The sequence below is a fragment of the Duncaniella sp. genome (genome assembly GCF_029054785.1).
Lineage (GTDB): Bacteria > Bacteroidota > Bacteroidia > Bacteroidales > Muribaculaceae > Duncaniella.
On record NZ_JAIDEN010000034.1, the window covers coordinates 1 to 18,456 of the forward strand.

12 protein-coding genes are annotated in these 18,456 nt (G+C 55.3%); 7 read left to right on the forward strand and 5 right to left on the reverse strand.

The annotated features are described in order from the left end of the window. Positions 1-82: 82 nt before the first annotated feature. On the forward strand, positions 83-2,230 hold the full coding sequence (locus tag K2H17_RS02295) for a cation:proton antiporter (RefSeq protein ID WP_300130941.1): 2,148 nt from the start codon (positions 83-85) through the stop codon (positions 2,228-2,230). 22 nt (positions 2,231-2,252) lie between these two features. Here the strand turns inward: K2H17_RS02295 and meaB are convergent, their stop codons facing one another. From meaB to K2H17_RS02310, 3 genes are read right to left on the reverse strand one after another with little or no spacing between them, the layout of a single operon-like run. Next, positions 2,253-3,338: a methylmalonyl Co-A mutase-associated GTPase MeaB gene (gene meaB / locus K2H17_RS02300; RefSeq protein ID WP_300130943.1), complete on the reverse strand. Its 1,086-nt coding sequence runs from the start codon at positions 3,336-3,338 to the stop codon at positions 2,253-2,255. Between the two features lie 40 nt (positions 3,339-3,378). Continuing rightward, entirely contained in the window at positions 3,379-4,461 is a 1,083-nt protein-coding gene (locus tag K2H17_RS02305; RefSeq protein ID WP_300130945.1) for a DUF1573 domain-containing protein, read from the reverse strand. Then, complete coding sequence (locus K2H17_RS02310) at positions 4,458-4,850, reverse strand: DUF1573 domain-containing protein (protein WP_300130948.1); 393 nt, start codon at positions 4,848-4,850, stop codon at positions 4,458-4,460. The genes K2H17_RS02305 and K2H17_RS02310 overlap by 4 nt, the downstream gene beginning before the upstream one ends. Before the next feature lie 236 nt (positions 4,851-5,086). On the opposite strand from K2H17_RS02310, the gene K2H17_RS02315 reads away from it, so the two are divergent. Beyond that, on the forward strand, positions 5,087-5,308 hold the full coding sequence (locus tag K2H17_RS02315; RefSeq protein WP_300130951.1) for a hypothetical protein: 222 nt from the start codon (positions 5,087-5,089) through the stop codon (positions 5,306-5,308). Between the two features lie 218 nt (positions 5,309-5,526). Here K2H17_RS02315 and K2H17_RS02320 read toward each other — a convergent pair whose 3' ends face one another. Both K2H17_RS02320 and K2H17_RS02325 read right to left on the reverse strand, forming a co-directional pair. Next, the gene (locus K2H17_RS02320; RefSeq protein ID WP_300130954.1) at positions 5,527-6,195 is read right to left on the reverse strand and encodes a hypothetical protein; all 669 of its coding nucleotides are present in this window, start codon (positions 6,193-6,195) and stop codon (positions 5,527-5,529) included. Positions 6,196-6,451: 256 nt separating this feature from the next. Then, on the reverse strand, positions 6,452-8,731 hold the full coding sequence (locus K2H17_RS02325; protein ID WP_300130957.1) for an NADP-dependent malic enzyme: 2,280 nt from the start codon (positions 8,729-8,731) through the stop codon (positions 6,452-6,454). A gap of 372 nt (positions 8,732-9,103) precedes the next feature. Between K2H17_RS02325 and K2H17_RS02330 the strand changes: the two genes are divergently transcribed. The 5 genes from K2H17_RS02330 to K2H17_RS02350 form a co-directional block, all read left to right on the forward strand. Continuing rightward, positions 9,104-10,147 carry an endonuclease/exonuclease/phosphatase family protein gene (locus K2H17_RS02330; RefSeq protein ID WP_300130960.1) on the forward strand — a complete coding sequence of 348 codons (1,044 nt, stop codon included), beginning with the start codon at positions 9,104-9,106 and terminating at the stop codon, positions 10,145-10,147. 20 nt (positions 10,148-10,167) lie between these two features. Next, entirely contained in the window at positions 10,168-10,839 is a 672-nt protein-coding gene (locus tag K2H17_RS02335) for a cytidylate kinase-like family protein (RefSeq protein WP_300130962.1), read from the forward strand. A gap of 170 nt (positions 10,840-11,009) precedes the next feature. Further along, positions 11,010-13,763 (forward strand): TonB-dependent receptor, encoded by a 2,754-nt coding sequence (locus K2H17_RS02340; RefSeq protein ID WP_300130964.1) that lies wholly within the window; start codon positions 11,010-11,012, stop codon positions 13,761-13,763. A 36-nt stretch (positions 13,764-13,799) separates the two neighbouring features. Further along, positions 13,800-15,695 carry a DUF5689 domain-containing protein gene (locus tag K2H17_RS02345; protein ID WP_300130966.1) on the forward strand — a complete coding sequence of 632 codons (1,896 nt, stop codon included), beginning with the start codon at positions 13,800-13,802 and terminating at the stop codon, positions 15,693-15,695. A gap of 25 nt (positions 15,696-15,720) precedes the next feature. Next, positions 15,721-18,456 (forward strand): DUF5689 domain-containing protein (locus K2H17_RS02350; RefSeq protein WP_300130968.1); only part of this gene is annotated, 2,736 nt, incomplete at its 3' end.

An 18,456-nucleotide genomic window follows, 5' to 3' on the forward strand; every position in this document is an offset into this window, starting at 1 on the left:
CTTCCCACCCCTTCTCCTCAACACAAAAAAATATTTTGCGGATTATCGAAAATCGGGCCGTTTTGAGTAATTTTGCACCGCTATGTTATTGTCACTTGCCATACCGGCCACGGCGCCGATGATCACAGCCCCCGTCCCCATCTTTCTAACGGTGATGGCCATAATCCTGCTGACCCCGCTCGTGCTGAGCCGCCTCAGGATTCCGCAGGTCATCGGCCTGATCATAGCCGGAGTAGCCGTCGGACCTTACGGACTCAACCTGCTTGCCCGCGACATGAGTTTCGAAGTCTTCGGCCAGGTAGGCATTCTCTATCTCATGTTCCTTGCAGGCATAGAGATTGACATGTACCATCTGCGCAAAAACCTGCGCAAAGGCATGGCATTCGGCGCCTTCACCTTCATCATCCCCCTCGTGCTTGGAGCGCTCACCGCAATGGCCGCCCTGAGGATGCACATGCTCGAAGCAACCCTGCTTGCCTCGATGTTTGCCGCCCATACCCTGATCGCCTATCCGATCGTCACCCGCTTCGGAGTGACCAAATCACCGGCAGTCATCATAGCCATCGCAGGCACGATCATGACCGTCCTCGGCTCACTCATTGTACTCGCCGGAGTCCTCGGCGTCTATCGCGACGGCTCGATCAGCTCACTGCTGCCAATACTCATCTATCTGGCCATCTACTGTATCGGCATCACCTACCTCTACCCCCGCATCACCCGATATTTCTTCAAGCACTACAACGACGGCATCAGCCAGTTCATCTACGTGATGGTAGCCGTGTTCGGAGCCGCCGCCCTCGCATCCTTCATCGGGATCGAAGGGGTTTTCGGCGCCTTCTTCGCCGGCCTGGTGCTCAACCGCTTCATCCCCGCGCGCTCCACGCTGATGGGGCGTCTGGAGTTCGTCGGCAACGCCCTGTTCATCCCTTATTTCCTCATCGGAGTCGGCATGCTCATTGACCTGCGGGTTGTACTCGACGGATGGGGGACGCTCTACACAGCCGCCGTGATGAGCGCCGTTGCAATGGTCTCGAAATGGCTCGCCGCCCTTGTCACTCAGAAAGTCTACCGCCTGACACCGGTTGACCGCTCGATGATGTATCAGCTCTCCAACGCCCACACGGCGGTAGCCCTTGCCGTGGTGATGATCGGCTATGAGATGCACCTGTTTGATGTGCAGGTGCTCAACGGGACAGTGGTCATGATTCTTGTGACCTGTACGGTCTCCTCGTTCGGCACCGAGCGTGCTGCCTCGCGCCTGAAAGTGCAGATGCTTGAGCAGGAAGATGAGGAGAACTCCAAGGACGACTCGACGGCCCATCCCCGCACCCTTGTGGCCATCTCCAATCCTCTGACAGCGCCCGGAATCGTTGACCTCGCGCTCTCGATGCGCTTCCCTGACAGCTCTGTGGCCGGAGACCTCTACGCGCTCCATGTCCGCAGCGACAACTCAGCCTCCGCGCGGGCCATCGGACGCAATTCGCTCGACGTGGCCGAAAGAGCCGCGGCAGCCGTGGAGACAACCCTGACGCCGATCGAGCGTTTTGACCTTAACTTCATCACCGGAGTGCTCAACACTATGGAGGAGCGCGACATCACCGAACTGATTGTCGGGCTTCACCGGCGCACCAGGATCATCGACTCCTTCCTCGGCGAGAAAGTCGAGCAGCTCCTGCGGTCGACCAACAGAATGATCGTCATGTCGCGCTGTTTCATTCCGCTCAACACCGTGACCCGCCTTCTTGTCGCCGTGCCTAAGAAAGCCCAGTTCGAGACCGGATTCCGCCGCTGGGTGCAGGCCGTCGGCAATCTCTGCCGTCAGATCGGCTGCCGGGTGGAATTCTGGTGTGAGGAATCGACCGCGCCCCTGATCCGCACGGTCATTAAACAAAGCAACCTCGGCATCAGGATGTCCTTTGCCGAGGTCAACAGTTATGATGATTTCGTCGTGAAATCTGCCGAGGTCAATGACGACGATTTACTGATCATTGTCAGCGCCCGCCGCTCGTCGGTGTCGTTTGACGGCGACATGGACGCCGTCCCGGAATATCTCCAGAAATATTTTGCCAACACCAACCTGATCGTGCTCTATCCGGGTCAGTTCGGAACCGAGGCACCGATGACAATGGCCGAGACGATGGCCACGGATATTGTCTCCACTCCCAACCGCCTCTACCTCTACACGATGGGGCTTGTGCGCCGTCTGCGCAAGGCGATGAGCCGAGGCTGAGACAGTCCGGCACACGAGACGGCTACTTGCCGAAATAGTGGTCGAGGATGTCACGGGCGGCTGTGAAAGAGCTCTGCTGGTTGTTCAGCACACGGATTTCCTTGGCCGCAAGCATCTGTTCGATTTCAGGATTGTGGTAGAAATGGGCGCGCAGTTGCTCGTCGATTGTCTCATACATCCAGTAGCGGGCCTGCTGGCTGCGCTTGCGCTCGAAATAGCCGTTGGCATCGACAAAGGCGAAATAGCGGTCGATCATGTCCCAGACTTCCGGAATTCCAAGTTCGAAATAGCCTGAATAGGTCAGCACCTCCGGACTCCAGCCAGACTCGGTCGGCGGAAAGAGGTGGAGCGCGCTGCGGAACTGCGCCTGGGCCAGTTGTGCGCGGTGGATGTTGTCGCCGTCAGCCTTGTTGATGACTATTCCGTCAGCCATCTCCATGATGCCGCGCTTGATGCCCTGAAGCTCGTCGCCCGTTCCCGCAAGCTGGATGAGCAGGAAGAAGTCGACCATCGAATGGACGGCAGTCTCGCTCTGGCCGACACCGACGGTCTCCACAAAGATATTGTTGAAGCCTGCCGCCTCGCAGAGCACTATGGTCTCGCGGGTCTTGCGGGCCACGCCGCCGAGCGATCCCGCCGAGGGGCTGGGGCGGATGAATGCGTCGGGATGGACCGAGAGCTTCTCCATGCGGGTCTTGTCGCCGAGGATGCTCCCTTTTGTGCGTTCGCTGGAGGGGTCGATGGCGAGCACCGCCAGTTTGCCCCCGCTCTTCAGCACATGAAGGCCGAAAACGTCGATCGAAGTACTTTTTCCTGCGCCCGGCACACCTGTGATGCCGATGCGGCGCGACTTGCCGGAGTGGGGGAGACACTTCTCGATGACCTCCTGGGCTATGACCTGATGGTCGGGCGAAAGGCTCTCGACGAGGGTCACGGCGCGTGCCAGGGTGGTGATGTCGCCTTTGAGTATCCCCTCGACCAGCTCGCCCGCGGTCGGGAGAGCCTTGCGCTTGCGGCGTTTGAGATAGGGGTTGACAACCGGAGGCTGGTTCACGCCCTTGTTGACGGTGAGACCTCCGAACTGATCGTCGTTTTCAATATGTTCCATGGCTGTGTGATTGTTGGCTGATGTAATTGGATGTAACCGTTTATTTTACTTCTGCCACGACGCGCACCATCGTCGAGGGATGGTCCGGGTCGTTGGCGATTATGTTGATTCGGGCGTTCAGAAGCTCGGTGTCGCCGATGAGGGCCGGATTGACCGTCACTTCGACCTTCTCGCTTTTGCCCGGTTTGATTTTGTCGGATTTCATTTTGACGCTGACTGCCTTTTCCGGACAGTAGATCCGGCGGATCAGCAGGTTTGATTTACCGTTGTTGGTGATGGTGAAGCTCTGGCGGATCGGGGCATCTGTGCGGCTGATCCGGCGCAGGTCAATGGCCGTCTCGTCGGTGTCGATCAGAGGCGCGTTGGCCCTCTCCTTGGCCGAGAGCTTCGAGAAGTCCTCGCCGATGATAGCCACCGTCTCGATCTTCACTCTTTCCTTCGATCCTGCATCGGGCGAGACGCTTATCGAATCCGTCACCACGCCCCAGGTCTTCACCCGGTCGCCGTGGAAGATGGTCGAGAGCACAAAGCGGTCGCCCGGCGGAACTTCAGCCGGCTGCACGATCACGTTGATGTATGACGGCTTGCTGACCACCACCGGCCTGATCGTGTCGGCTGAAGCGTTGTAGCACTCCATATACTGTCCGCCCGTGTGGCCCTGATAGATATTGCCGTAGCTGATGATGTCGCCGCGGAGTTTCATCGGACCCACTGACAGCGGGAAGCGTGATTTCAGAGTGTTCGATGCGCCTATGACCGTCCCCTGGATGGTGAGCGACGTGCGCTTGGGGTCCGAATCAAGATCGACGTTGACATATTTGACAAAGCGGCCCGGACGCCCCTTTGGATCGAAGCCGACGCGGATGACGGCAGTGTCGCCCGGCGCGATCGGCTCGCGTGAGTATTCCGGCTTCGTGCACCCGCAGTTTGCGCGGGCGTTTATGATGGCTATCGGCTCGTCAGATGAGTTGACAAGACGGAAATTACAGTAGACGGTGCCCAGATCCTCGTCGAAGGCCCCGAAATCGTGTTTCTGTTCCAGCCATATACCCTGACCGTCGGCCTGGGCCATGAGAGCCGCCGAGCCAAACAGCGCTGCAACTAATGTTCGGATCTTCATCATTGTTTCTCAGGAATGATCACGCCGCTGAACGTGAGGTTTATGCGTGATTTCGTTGCGTTTGACTTCACTTTGACCGTGCGGTTGAACTCTCCCGCGCGGCCTTTGGGCTGGAACGTGATCTTGATCTCACCCTTCTTGCCGGGAGCGATCGGTTTTTTGGGGAACGACGGCTTTGTGCATCCGCAGCCGCCGTTGCTGACATTGATGATGGTCAGAGGTGCCGATCCGGTGTTGGTGAATTCGTAGACAGCGGTGACGGCCCCTCCGTCGGCCTTGATTGTGCCGAAATCGTGGGAAAGGGTTGCAAAAGTCATTTCCGCCTTGCCCTTTGCGCTGACAGTGGCGATGGCCGCAACGGCCAGAAGCATGATCAGGAATATCTTTTTCATGTCAGTATTTTGAATTGATGTTCTTATTAAGATCTTTTAAACAGCCGATGGTTTAACCCCTCTTCCGGAGTCACTCCGAATCCGGCATTAGCCACAAAATTAAGCAAAATTCATGAGAAACATTCAGTGGCTACTATAAAATACGATAAACATTTTTATAAGGATTAACGTTAGAATTCCTGAAGGTGTTCATCAGCTTCAGGATTTGTTGACTCACGTAATACCCTATTCTGCTTATGAGACGAAAGAGATTAATGTTGGCCTATGTCCTCGGCCTTATTTTAGCTTTAGCCGGATCTGCTCTGACCAGCTCATGCGGAACCGTGCGCACCCATTGGGGTATGGAGCATGAATACCAGTATGACTTCCCCGACGGCAGCGGCCATCACCATAAGCATAAGAAGCCTAAACACAAAAAGCACAAACATCATAAACACCATCACCACCACGACGACTGACCTCCAAACTCCCTCCCCCGGCAGTCGCCCTGCATAACCCCGGCCAGATTTAAGTATAGTTTTATAAAGAAACCCCGGAAAAGCGTATTGTTGACGCTTTTCCGGGGTTTAGGTCGTGTTATTTTAATATTATCTGAATTTTTGATTGTTGCTGATTTATTATAACCCAGAGTCCGATATGTGCTCAGAGGTGCTGATAACTCGCGGTAACAAACTTCTTATTCTTTTTGAGTCCATTCTTTGCTGCCGGTTTTTTCGTAGGCTGTTCCGCTGCTGTCGCGCCATTCTCCGTCAAGTCCACGAGAAAGTTTTTTTGATTTAGAACCAAATAAATCACCGCTTGTTACGCTGATGGAGTCCCCGACGCCGCCAAGACACAGATAGAGAATCAACAGCCCAAGACCAATGAATAGGAATACAATACCTAAGTAGAACAATGCGACGCTGCAAATTGTCAAAGTTATAATCAGTAAGAAGCTATAATAAGCCTCGAATATAGATGTTCTCGGTGATCCCCCCTTTCGCCTCCTTATATAGTAAAACGCGATGAAATACAGCACCATGCCAATGATCATTCCCATGTTTATGCTTTCGATGGAAGGTGGTGCAGCACCTGTTAGCTGGTCCATTTGTTCAACATCCTTGCTGCTCCCTGCAATGAGTCCGATCGAAACGGCCTCGCAGAGTAAAAGCGGCAGGCCATAAAGAATATATTTGTTTAAGCGTTTTGTTGGGAACAGTTCGCTCTTTGCCAGTGAATTGAATATATTGGCCAATCCTTTTGGATAAAAGATATAGAGGGGGACAAATACCAATATGGGGATTACAAATAGTCCAAAAACAAATGGAACTATAAGCAGTCCAAAAAAGCCATGAGCAATTACCATTAGATATGATTTTACTGGTTTAGATAATGATTGTAAATATATAATGGAAATAAGACTGTAACAATCGAATTGCCATTGCACAAAGATAAATACTATATTTACAAATACCCCCCCCGATTGCTAAATTATGTTAATATTTCGATTGCTGCTATAAAAAATCCCCCGAAAGCGATCGAATGATGCTTCCGGGGGTATTTTGAGCTTCAAACGGGATGATGAAAGCTCCGCGGCTTTCATCAATGTGTGAGGTTGCTGATTACTTCTTCATGTTTTCGAGGGTTGCGGCGTCGATGCCGGCGATGGCGATGAGGTTGAGGATGTCGCGGACTTCCGCGTCGACGCTCATGAAGTGGATAGGCTTCTTCAGACCCATCTGGATCGGGCCGATCGACTCGCCGACTCCCATCTCAAGCATGATGCGGTAAGCAGAGTTGGCGGCGCTGAGGTTGGGGAACACCAGTGTGTTGACCTCCTTGCCGTAGAGGCGGGTGAAGGGGTAGACCTTGTCGCGCACGGGCTGATTGAGCGCATAGTTGACCTGCATTTCGCCATCGACAACCATTTCGGGATTCTCCTTGTGGAGCTTGCTGACCACGTTGTGGACGGTCGACGGTTCTGCCTCCTTGTTTGAACCGAAGTTTGAGTAGGAGACGAGGGCCATCACAGGCTCGTGGGCGAAGAACTTCACGGCATCGTAGGCCAGACGCGAGATGTCGGTGAGGGTTTCCTCGTCGGCAGTGCCGTTGATCATCGTGTCGGCCAGGAAGTAAGTGCCCTTGGTCGTTTCCAGCACGTGCATGGCTGCGAAATGCTTGAAACCGTCGCGCAGACCGATCACCTCGCGGGCAATGTCGCCGGTCGGATTGTTGGCCGAGCGGGTTCCGGCGATGAAAGCGTCGGCGTCGCCTGTCTCCACCATCATCATACCGAAATAGTTGCGGTCAAACATCTTGTCAAGCGCGCTCTCGAAGTTCTCGCCCTGACGCTGATGTTTGGTGGTCAGCATTGCGGCATAGCGTTCGCGGCGCGGAGCCTCGCGGTCGTGGCGCAGGTTGACGATCTCGATTCCCTCGATGTTGATGCCAAGGCGCTGGGCGCGTTTCTCGATCATCTCCTCGTTGCCGAGCAGGATCGGGATGCAGAGACCGTCGGCAGCGGCGATCGCGGCGGCGCGGAGCATATTGTCGGTGTTGGCCTCGCCGAACACCACGCGTTTGGGATTGGTGCGGGCGGCTTCGTTGAGGCGGCGGGTAAACTTGCGGTCGTTGCCCTTGAGGCGGCGGAGTTTTTCGTCATACTCTTCCCAGTCGGTGATCGGGCGGCGTGAGACTCCGCTGTCCATCGCACCCTTGGCCACGGCGGGAGCAACCGAAGTCAGCAAGCGGGGGTCAAAGGGGGTGGGGATGATGTAGTCACGGCCAAAATGTATGTCCGAGCGGTTGTAGGCGGCGCTGACCACCGGCGGCACGGGCTTTTTGGCAAGCTCGGCGATGGCGCGCACAGCATAGATCTTCATTGTCTCGTTGATCTCCGAAGCTCCGCAGTCAAGAGCGCCGCGGAAGATGTAGGGGAAGCCAAGCACATTGTTGATCTGGTTGGGATAGTCCGAACGTCCGGTACCCATGATGATGTCGGGGCGGGCGGCCATAGCGGTCTCGTAGGCGATCTCCGGATCGGGGTTGGCCAGGGCGAAGACGATCGGGCGCGGGGCCATGCTCTTGACCATTTCGGTGGTGACCACGTCCTTCACCGAGAGACCCAGGAAGACGTCGGCGTCGACCATCGCCTCGGCAAGAGTGGTGATCGGGCGCGAAGTGGCAAACTGGGCTTTCTGCGGATTGAGGTCGGTGCGCTTGTCGCTGATGACCCCCTTGCTGTCACACATGACCACATTCTCTTTCTTCACGCCCAGGGCGCAGTAGAGCTTGGTGCAGGAGACGGCGGCGGCACCTGCGCCGTTGACCACCAGGCGGATCTCGTCGATCTTCTTACCCTGGATCTCTACGGCGTTCAGGAGGGCGGCGGCGGAGATGATGGCCGTGCCGTGCTGGTCGTCGTGCATGACGGGGATGTTCATTTCGGCCTTCAGGCGCTCTTCGATCTTGAAACACTCCGGCGCCTTGATGTCCTCAAGGTTGATGCCGCCGAAGGTCGGACCCAGGGCCTTGACGATCTCGATGAACTTGTCGGGGTCGGTCTCGTCGACTTCGATGTCGAAACAGTCAAGACCGGCGAATATCTTGAAAAGCAGACCCTTGCCCTCCATCACCGGCTTTCCGGCCAGAGCGCCGATGTTGCCGAGACCGAGCACTGCGGTGCCGTTGGAGATCACGGCCACAAGGTTGCCTTTGTCGGTATATTTGTAGACATCGTCGGGATTGTCCTTGATCTCAAGGCAGGGATAGGCGACGCCGGGTGAATAGGCCAGGGCCAGGTCGGCCTGGGTTGCATAGGGTTTTGTGGGTATTACTTCTATTTTTCCGGGGCGCGGATAGCGATGATAGTCCAGCGCCATTTCTTTAGTGACTTTTGCCATGTTGTAGGTTATGGTGGGGGATATATGATAATCGATGATTAAATGAATATTCGCGGCTGACAAATCGTTGCCAAATCAATCGCAAAGTTAACAAAAATCTATTAAAAGCCTATTTGTTGTGATAATATAAAGCTAATGTTTAACAATAATTTAAACAATAAAGTTCAAAGGCCGTTTCCGCCGTTTTCTTTAAGGTGCCTGAGCCGGATTTGAGACCTGAAAATTTAATTGATTTTTAGGTGCTAATATTGGGATAGATGTGAAATAATTACTATTTTTACAGCGTGATAAAAGCCGTGGATCATGATCCTGCGGTCGACTTGTAAATATTGTCTTTTTTAAACTTATCGTAAAGCACTGCTTATCAATCTTATGAAGAGATTTTTCCTACTTCCGCTGTTGGCGCTGCTGATGGCGTTCGGCGCGTCGGCCCAGTCTGACCCGAAGCAGCCCATTGTCTACGGGGTCGCTTTCTACAACCTTGAAAACCTGTTTGACACGATCAACAACAACGGTCAGTATGACCTTGAGTTCTCTCCGAATGGTGCCCGCCAGTGGAACGGGGCCAAATACTGGAGCAAAATCAACAATCTGGCCTACTGCATCTCAAGGATGGTGACCAAAAACACCCCTATGGGTCCCGCCATCATCGGAGTCTCCGAGATCGAGAACAAAAGCTGTCTCGACGACCTCGTCCGTGCCAAGGACATCCGCCAGTGGCGCCTCCAGGTTGTTCATCATGACTCCCCTGACCGCCGTGGTGTCGATGTAGGCCTTCTCTACAATCCCCGTCTCTTCAAAGTTCTCGATGTCACCAACCACCGCCTTGTCATCCCCGGCTACGAAAGTTTCCGCACCCGTGACCAGATGTGTGTGACCGGCATCCTCGGCGGTGACACCGTCAGCGTCATCGTCAACCACTGGCCTTCGCGTCTTGGCGGACAGGAGCGTTCGAGCTATCTGCGTGAGGCAGCTGCCGAACTCTCGAAGCAGATCGCCGACTCCCTCTGGGCCATCCGTCCCAACCAGGGCGTCATCATCATGGGTGACCTCAACGACGATCCCCAGGACAAATCCTGTGCCGTAAGCCTCGGCGCACAGCGCGATATGAAAAACGTAGGTCCCCACCAGTTCTTCAACCCCTGGTGGAAAGTGCTTGACCGTGGCATCGGAACCCTTGCCTACAAAGGCCAGTGGAACCTCTTCGACCAGATCATTGTCTCAGGAACCCTCCTCAGGCAGAACGGCGCCCGCCTGAGTTACAGCTCCTGCAAAGTCAACAACTTTGACTTCCTCTTCGACACCGAAGGACAGCGTCAGGGCTACCCGAAGCGTACATTCGCGGCAGGCGCATGGCTCAACGGCTACTCTGACCACTTCCCGACTGAAATCTTCCTCATTCCAACCCGTCGATAACCACCTTATTATATATAGGTATGGACAACGGTTCCAATAATCGTATTGATCCTGCGGTGCAGCGCCCGCCATTTGTCATCACCGTCGGACGTCAGTTCGGCAGTGGAGGCCGTGAGCTGGGCAAAGCTCTGGCCGAAGCCCTTGGCATCGCCTATTATGACAAGGAACTTCTCGTCGAATCCGCCAAGCTCGCAGGAGTCAACCCTGAATTCTTCAGGAAAAAGGACGAACGCTTTCCGACCTTCCTCCAGGGCCTCTTCAGCTTCTCGATGGGAGTGACCCCGATGTGTTACTACACCGGCGCATCATCCATCTCCGACGACGGCCTCTACAAGAGCATCAGTGACTTCCTGCTCTCCATTGCCGGGGAAAAGTCATTTGTCGTCGTGGGACGCAGTTCCGACTACATCCTCCGCGACCATCCGCGCTGCGTCAACCTCTTTGTCCATGCCCCGATGGCCGACTGTGTGCGCCGCATAATGGACCGCAACGACGCCATCGCCGCCGACAAGGCCGAGTCGATGGCCCGCAAGACCAACAAATGGCGCGCGGAATATTACAATTTCTTTACCGACAAGACCTGGGGCGATGCAAAAAGCTATGACCTGACCCTCGACTCCTCGCGGCTTAAGATGGCCGACAACGTAGAGCTGGTCAAAGCCTATCTTCGCCTGCGCGGATTCATCGACTGATTCTGAAAAAAGCTTCAAAGACTCATGAGCGGCTTTTTGATGACACAGTCATTCGGAAAGCCGCTTGTGGAAAATAACTATTCCCCGATTTTCAGGGTTACTTTGCAAAAAAAAAGCATCATACTTTTAAATTTTAAGAGTTAATTACTTATTCATTATATCATTAATTTATGAGACTGAAACTGTTTCTGCTACTGCTGTTGACGGCTGTGATTCCGTCACTGGCACAGACCACAGGCGTAGCCGGTACCGTTGTCGACTCCAATACAGGCGCACCCGTTGCAGGAGCGACTGTCATGCTCGACAATCAGGGACTTCAGGCAACGACCGACCCTTCGGGCGAGTTCCGAATCTCCACAGCCAAAGCCGGAGATGACCTTCTTGTCATCGTGGCATACGGCTATCAGGATGTCACGATGAACGTAAACATCGTCAACGGTGTCATCGACAAGCTCGGCATCATCAAGATGCTTGACACCAACCTCAACAACGTCTTCTATGAAGATCAGAACGACATGCTCTTCGATCAGAACCTGCTTGAAGACGAAGAAGGCTCCGCCCAGTCGATCGCAGCCCTCACCGGCGCAAGTGACGACGTATATTACAACTCGGCAAGCTACGACTTCCAGCCCATGCGCTTCCGCATCCGCGGCTATGACTCGAAGTACACCGAGACCTATATCAACGGCGTTAACTTCAACGACATGGCCCGTGGCCGTTTCAACTATTCGACTCTCGGCGGCATGAACCGTGCCTTCCGTGACCGCACAGCCTCTCTCGGCCTCGGCGCGGCTGCTTTCGGTTTTGGCAACATCGGCGGCGCGACCGACATCAACACACGCGCCTCTCACTATGCTCCCGGTTTCAACGGCTCGCTTGCCTACACCAACTCAAACTACATGCTCCGCGCTATGGCAATGTACTCCACCGGTCTCAACAAGAACGGCTGGGCATTCACCGTGTCGGCTATCGGACGCTATGCCAACGAAGGTGTGATCGACGGAACATTCTACAACTCTTTCGGCCTCTTCGCTTCTCTGGAAAAGGTTTTCAACGACAAACACTCACTCAACCTCACCGTCTGGGGTGCACCGACTCAGCGCGCAACCAACTCGGCTACCTATGAGGAAGCCTACCGCTTGACCGGCAACAACCTCTACAACCCCAACTGGGGCTGGCAGAACGGCGAAAAGCGCTCTTCGAAAATCGTTGAGACCTTCGACCCCACAGCACTTCTCAACTGGATCTGGAAACCCAAAAACGGCACCACTCTCAACACCGGAGCCGCTTTCCGCGCCGTCAACTACTCGACATCGGCCCTCAACTGGTACAATGCCGCTGACCCGCGCCCCGACTACTACCGCTATCTCCCCAGCTACTTCGCCGACAATCAGGAAGCATTCGATCTCTACACCGACCTCTGGCGCCACGACGACAGCTTCCGTCAGATCAACTGGGACAACCTCTACAAGGCCAACTACCTCAACAACCAGTTCGGCCGCGGCGGAAACCCCGACAACCACTCGTCGAGCTACATCCTCGAAAACCGCCACAGCAATCAGCTGAACTTCATGTTCAACTCCCTGCTCAACCATCGTCTCAACGACCACATGACCCTTCAGGCCGGTGTCAGCTTCAACTATACCCGCGCCCACTACTACAAGACCATCCGCGACCTCCTCGGCGGTGAATACTGGCTCGACATCGACCAGTTCAGCGAGCGCGACTTCCCAAGCAATCCCCAGATGCTCCAGAACGACCTGCGCAACCCCAATCGCCGTGTCGGAAAGGGTGACACCTTCGGCTATGACTACAACATCAACGCCCTCCACGGTGACTTCTGGCTTCAGAACATCATCACTCTTCCCCAGTGGGACATCAACTACGGTCTCAAGATCGGCTACACCCAGTTCTTCCGCGACGGCAATATGCAGAACGGACGTGCGCCTGAAAACTCCTACGGCAAGGGTGTGACCCACCGCTTCGACACCGGTGCCCTCAAGGCCGGCGCGACATACAAGATCGACGGTCGCAACTTCATCTCGGCCCACGCAGGCTACGAGACTGTCGCTCCTCTCTTCGAGTATGCCTACATCTCGCCCCGCATCAAGGACACCGCTATCGACGGCCTCCAGACCGAACGCATCCTCTCAGGCGACATCTCCTACTCCTGGAACTACCGTCGTTTCCGCGGCGCAATCACCGGTTTCTGGACTGAAATGTTCGACCAGACCGAACGCTCTTCTTTCTATGACGACCAGTACTCGACCTTCATGAACTACGTTCTCAAAGGTGTGCACACACGCTACAAAGGCGTAGAGATCGGTGCTGCCTACAAGATCACTCCCTCGCTCACTCTCTCGGCAGCTGCAACTTTCGCACGTTATCAGTACAAGAACCGTCCCGAAGGTACCCGTTCTTATGAAAACGGCATGATGGAAGACATCAGTCAGAAAGTCTATCTGAAAAACTTCTACATCGGCGGCACTCCCCAGACCGCAGCCAACATCGGTCTCGACTGGGCTGCTCCCAAATCATGGTTCTTCAATGTCAACGCTTCTTGGATGGGCGACGCTTACGTCAACCTCTCGCCGATCCGTCACGAAGCTCTCCCCAATCTCTGGGAAAAATATCCCACTCTCGAAGAGCTCGAAGCCAAGATGGGTGAACTCGCCGAGCAGGACAAGCTCAAAGACGCCTTCGTCCTCAACGCATCTGTCGGCAAGCTCGTCTACATCAACCGCAAGATCTCGATGAACTTCAACCTCAATGTCGAGAACCTTCTCAACAACAAGAACATTCAGACCTACGGCTACCAGCAGGGACGTTTCGACTACACTAACTACGATTCGACCAAGTATCCCAACAAGTACTTCTACGCTCAGGGCATCAAGGTTTATCTCAACGTAGGCATCCGCTTCTAATTTCTTCAAAAATTCTCACAAAGACCATATTAAAATATGAAGCTATATAAATCAATCTTCGCGGTGCTCGCCGTAGCAGCCACTTCAGGCGCTTTCGTAAGCTGCGACGACGACCTTGACCGTCCGCCGGTGATCGTCCCCGAAGCTACTTACGAGGCCAACACCTCTATCGCCGAATTCAAGGAACTTTTCTGGAATGCGGCTCAGAACAACACTCCGGAGACAATCCCCGTCAATGCCGACGGCGACAGCATCATTCTCGCCGGACGCGTGATCTCTTCCGATGAGAACGGCAACGTCTACCAGCGCATCTACGTCCGCGATGAGAGCGGCGCTATGGACTTCCGCATCTACGGCTATGATCTCTACGAGAGCTACCACATGGGCCAGGAAGTGCGCATCAACGTGACCGGCCTCCTCGTGGGCGGCTACGGAACCCAGATGCAGATCGGTGTCTGGTACACCAACCCCAACACCGGTTCCACAAGCCTCGGAGGCATGGACAAAGAGGAGTTCATCAAGCGCGCACAGCGCAACGGTCTTCCGACTGCCGCTGACGCCGAGCCCTACACCGTGACCATCTCCGATCTCGACGCATGGAAAAACGACAAGGAGAAGCTCATCCAGTGGCAGTGCCAGCTGGTGAAGATCGAAAACGTCACCTTTGACGGTGGCGGCGAGCAGGCCTGGTGTAACAACCCCGGTCAGACCGGATCGACCAACCGCACTCTTAAAGACGCTGCCGGCAATTCGATCACCGTCCGCACCAGCGACAAGAGCAAATTCGCTTCGCAGATCCTCCCCAAAGGCACCGGATCAGTTGTGGCCATCCTCGGATACTACAACGGCACCTGGCAGCTCACCGTCATGGATCCTCAGTCCGGCTGCATCGACGGCTTTGAATTCGTAGATGCTCCCGGCCCCTCCGGCGACGCCATCTTCTCTGAAACCTTCGCTACCAGCCTCGGCAAATTCAAAGCCGTCAATGACCTCCTCCCTGAAGGTGTGTCTGAAATCTGGAAGTACGACTCCCACAAATACGCCATCGCCACAGCCTTCATCAACAAAGCCAACTACGCTTCTGACTCATGGCTCGTGTCGCCCGAAATCGACCTCTCGGCCCAGTCTGCCGCCTTCCTGAGCTTCGACCAGGCCATGAACTTCTTCTCAAGCATCGAGACCGCCAAGAGCGAGACTTCGGTCAACATCCGTGAAGTAGGCTCTACCGAATGGACCCGCCTCGATGTTCCCGCTTACCCGGCATCTATGTCATGGGACTTCACCAACTCCGGCGACATCGACCTCGCAGCCTACATCGGCAAGAAGGTTGAGATCGGTTTCCGCTACACTTCGACCGATGCCAAGGCCGGAACATGGGAGATCAGAAATGTCCTCATCGAGCCTGTCGCAAACCATCCCGTAAACCCTGACACCCCCGTCAATCCTCCGGTGGGCGATGCGATTTACAGCGGACTTTCTGAAAACGCCACTTCGATCGACTGGACCTTTGAAGACAACTCCACTGAAAACGTGACTGCGATCTGGGGCTGGAAGAGCTACAACGGACTGTATTATCTCAATGCAAGCGCTTTTGTAGGCAACCAGAACTATCCCGCCACAGCCTATGCCTGCTCTCCCGTCATTGACCTTACAGCCGTGAAGTCCGCTAAGATGACCTTCGAGCAGACCGCTAAATTCCAGACAACCCTCCGCTCGCTCTGCACCGCGGTTGTCCGTGAGGAAGGCGCTTCGGCCTGGACTGAACTCACCATTCCTTCCTGGCCTGACGCCAATACCTGGGACTTCTCCTCGGCCGGTGAGATCGATCTCTCGGCTTATGCAGGCAAGAAGATTCAGGTCGGCTTCAAATACGGCTCTTCTGCTGAAGGTGCCGACACCTGGAGAGTCAAAAACCTTAAGATTACTGAGTAAATAATTAAAATATACTCTGAAAATTATGAGAATATTCAATAAATATATCGGGCTCCTCCTCGCCGCGACACTCGGCTTCACCGCCTGTCAGGACGACTTCGACGATCCCGCCATCGTAAGCCCCGAATCGACCTGGCTTGCTGATTCCGAAAACTATCAGCTCATGTCGATCAACGACTTCAAGACCCAGTACTGGCAGGATGCCGAGAACTACTATGCCACCGTTGGCGCCGCTGATGACGGCAAGCATGTCCTCGTAAAAGGTCGTGTGATCTCATCCGACGCCTCAGGCAACATCTACAAGTCGCTTGTTATTCAGGACGAGACCGGCGCGCTCGCAATGAGCATCAACGCCAACTCGATGAACAACAAATATCGCCGCGGCCAGGAACTCATCATCGACGTGACCGGCATGACCATCGGCAAATATGCAGGCCTCCAGCAGCTCGGCTTCCCCGAAGACTCCGAGTCTTACGGCGCGCAGACAACTTTCATGCCCTACGCATTCTTCGAAGAGCATGTCCAGATGCAGGGTCTCCCCGCTCTGGCCGATGTCGACACCATCACCGTCCGCTCCCTCTCTGAAATCTCAGGCGGCGGCGCTGCCACTTTCGTGAAATGGCAGAGCCAGCTCGTGCGTTTCAACGACTGCTACTTTGCCGACGGCGGCAAGGAGCCCTTCGCCACAAGCAAGGAAACCGTCAACCGCACCCTCACTCTCTCTGACGGCGGTTCGCTGACTGTCCGCACCAGCGGTTACTCCAACTTCTATTCCGACATGCTCCCCGAAGGCCACTTCGACATTGTCGGCATTCTCGGCTACCACTCGAACGGTGGCTGGCAGCTGACTCTTATCGACCGCAAGGGCTGCATGAACGTCGGCAACCCGACCCAGGGTCCCGGCGCCGAGGACAACCCCTACACCGTCGACGAAGCCCTCTCCGTCATCAACGGCGGCGGCTCTGACAACGGTATCTGGCTCACAGGCTACATCGTCGGCGCAGTAGCTCCCGGCGTTCAGTCCGTGACCTCGAATGACGACATCCAGTTCATGGCCGAAGTTGACCTTGACAACACCCTCGTCATCGCCTCCGATCCCGAATGCAAGGACTGGACCAAGTGCATGGTCGTATCTCTTCCCCAGGACTCGCCCCTCCGCCAGTACGGCAACCTCGCCGACAACCCCGGCAACTACAAGGCGCAGATCTGGCTCAAAGGCAACCTCGGAACCCTTCTTGACATGGCAGCCCTCACCGGCAACAACGGTGCCTCGGCCAACTTCCGCATCGACGGACTCGACATCCCCGACACCGGCGGCAACCTCGACCCCGACTTCAACACCATGAACAACGGCGAAGCCACCGGCTACTACGTCAACCTCACCTCGGCCACCGGCTGGACCGCAACAAACTCTCAGCTCCTCCGCGGCGGTGACTCAGACTCAAGCCCCGTCTTCAAAGTCTTCGGCGATGCCTCTGTATTCGCCGTAGGCCTCAACGGCAACACCTCCAAGCCCGGCACCCTCACCTCGCCGACGCTCTCAGGCGGTCTCAAGACCCTCTCGTTCTACTACACCCAGGTCTTCAATGACAACGGCAAAGCCAAACTGACCATCAACATCAAGCAGAACGGCACCGTAGTAGCCTCTGACGTCCTTGAAAAGTCAGGCATCACCAAATTCGAGAAGTGCGTTTACAGCCACGAATTCAACATCACCGGCTCCTACGTCCTCGAAATCATCAACGACTGCCCCTCAGGCGAAGCCGCCAACAAAGACCGCATCGCCATCTGGAACCTCACCGACGGAACCATCTCTGGAGGTGACACCCCCGTAGACCCCACCCCCGGCAACGCCGTGACCTCCCTTGACGAAACCTTCCCCAACAAGCAGATCCCCGCTGACTGGACCCTCGTCAAAGCCGCCGGCGACAAAGCCTGGTATGCCACAGCCTTCAACGACCTTCCCTATGCCGCATGCACCGGTTACAAAGGTACCACCCCGCCTTACGACTCATGGCTCATCAGCCCCGCCGTAGACCTCTCGAAAGTTACTGACAAGAAACTCTCCTTTGACACCCAGGTCAACGGCTACGGCTCAACAACCACCGTCTTTGAAGTCTACGTAATGACCTCGGCCGACCCCGCCACAGCCACCAAGACCAAGCTCAACCCCGCGCTCCCCACAGCGCCTGACAGCGGCTACTCTTCATGGCTCAACTCCGGCGAACTTGACCTCAGCTCATTCAGCGGCACAGTCTACATCGGCTTCCGCTACTACGCAACAGCCGACGCAAACTACGCGACATGGGGTCTCGACAACGTCAAGGTAGGTAAAAACAACGGCGGCGGTGACACCCCCACTCCTCCCGCACCCGCTGGAGACTACAAAGGCGACTTCAACAGCTTCAACGGCGGCGCTCCCAAGGCGAGCCCCTACGGCACATACACCAACGCCACAGGCTGGACAGCCGAGAACTCAATTATCCTCGGCGGCAACTCGTCAGGCACCGACGCCAACCCGAAATTTGCCTTCATCGGCGATGACTCTACCCTGGCCGTATGCCTCAACGGCAACAACACAAAGGCCGGCCGCGTTTTCTCACCGGCTCTCACCGGTGGTTGCGGCAAACTCACGTTCAACTACGGCTTTGCTTTCAGCGACAAAAAGTGTTCGTTTACTGTCAAAGTATCACAGAACGGCACAGTTGTAAAAGAGCAGACTGTCGATGTCGATAGTATTGAGAAATTCAAGGTCTACGAA

What these genes read in the sequence shown, in the direction of transcription:
- K2H17_RS02295 (WP_300130941.1), top strand. Translation starts at nt 83, where the DNA reads ATGTTATTGTCACTTGCCATACCGGCCACGGCGCCGATGATCACAGCC.
- meaB (WP_300130943.1), bottom strand. Translation starts at nt 3,338, where the DNA reads ATGGAACATATTGAAAACGACGATCAGTTCGGAGGTCTCACCGTCAAC.
- K2H17_RS02305 (WP_300130945.1), bottom strand. Translation starts at nt 4,461, where the DNA reads ATGATGAAGATCCGAACATTAGTTGCAGCGCTGTTTGGCTCGGCGGCT.
- K2H17_RS02310 (WP_300130948.1), bottom strand. Translation starts at nt 4,850, where the DNA reads ATGAAAAAGATATTCCTGATCATGCTTCTGGCCGTTGCGGCCATCGCC.
- K2H17_RS02315 (WP_300130951.1), top strand. Translation starts at nt 5,087, where the DNA reads ATGAGACGAAAGAGATTAATGTTGGCCTATGTCCTCGGCCTTATTTTA.
- K2H17_RS02320 (WP_300130954.1), bottom strand. Translation starts at nt 6,195, where the DNA reads ATGGTAATTGCTCATGGCTTTTTTGGACTGCTTATAGTTCCATTTGTT.
- K2H17_RS02325 (WP_300130957.1), bottom strand. Translation starts at nt 8,731, where the DNA reads ATGGCAAAAGTCACTAAAGAAATGGCGCTGGACTATCATCGCTATCCG.
- K2H17_RS02330 (WP_300130960.1), top strand. Translation starts at nt 9,104, where the DNA reads ATGAAGAGATTTTTCCTACTTCCGCTGTTGGCGCTGCTGATGGCGTTC.
- K2H17_RS02335 (WP_300130962.1), top strand. Translation starts at nt 10,168, where the DNA reads ATGGACAACGGTTCCAATAATCGTATTGATCCTGCGGTGCAGCGCCCG.
- K2H17_RS02340 (WP_300130964.1), top strand. Translation starts at nt 11,010, where the DNA reads ATGAGACTGAAACTGTTTCTGCTACTGCTGTTGACGGCTGTGATTCCG.
- K2H17_RS02345 (WP_300130966.1), top strand. Translation starts at nt 13,800, where the DNA reads ATGAAGCTATATAAATCAATCTTCGCGGTGCTCGCCGTAGCAGCCACT.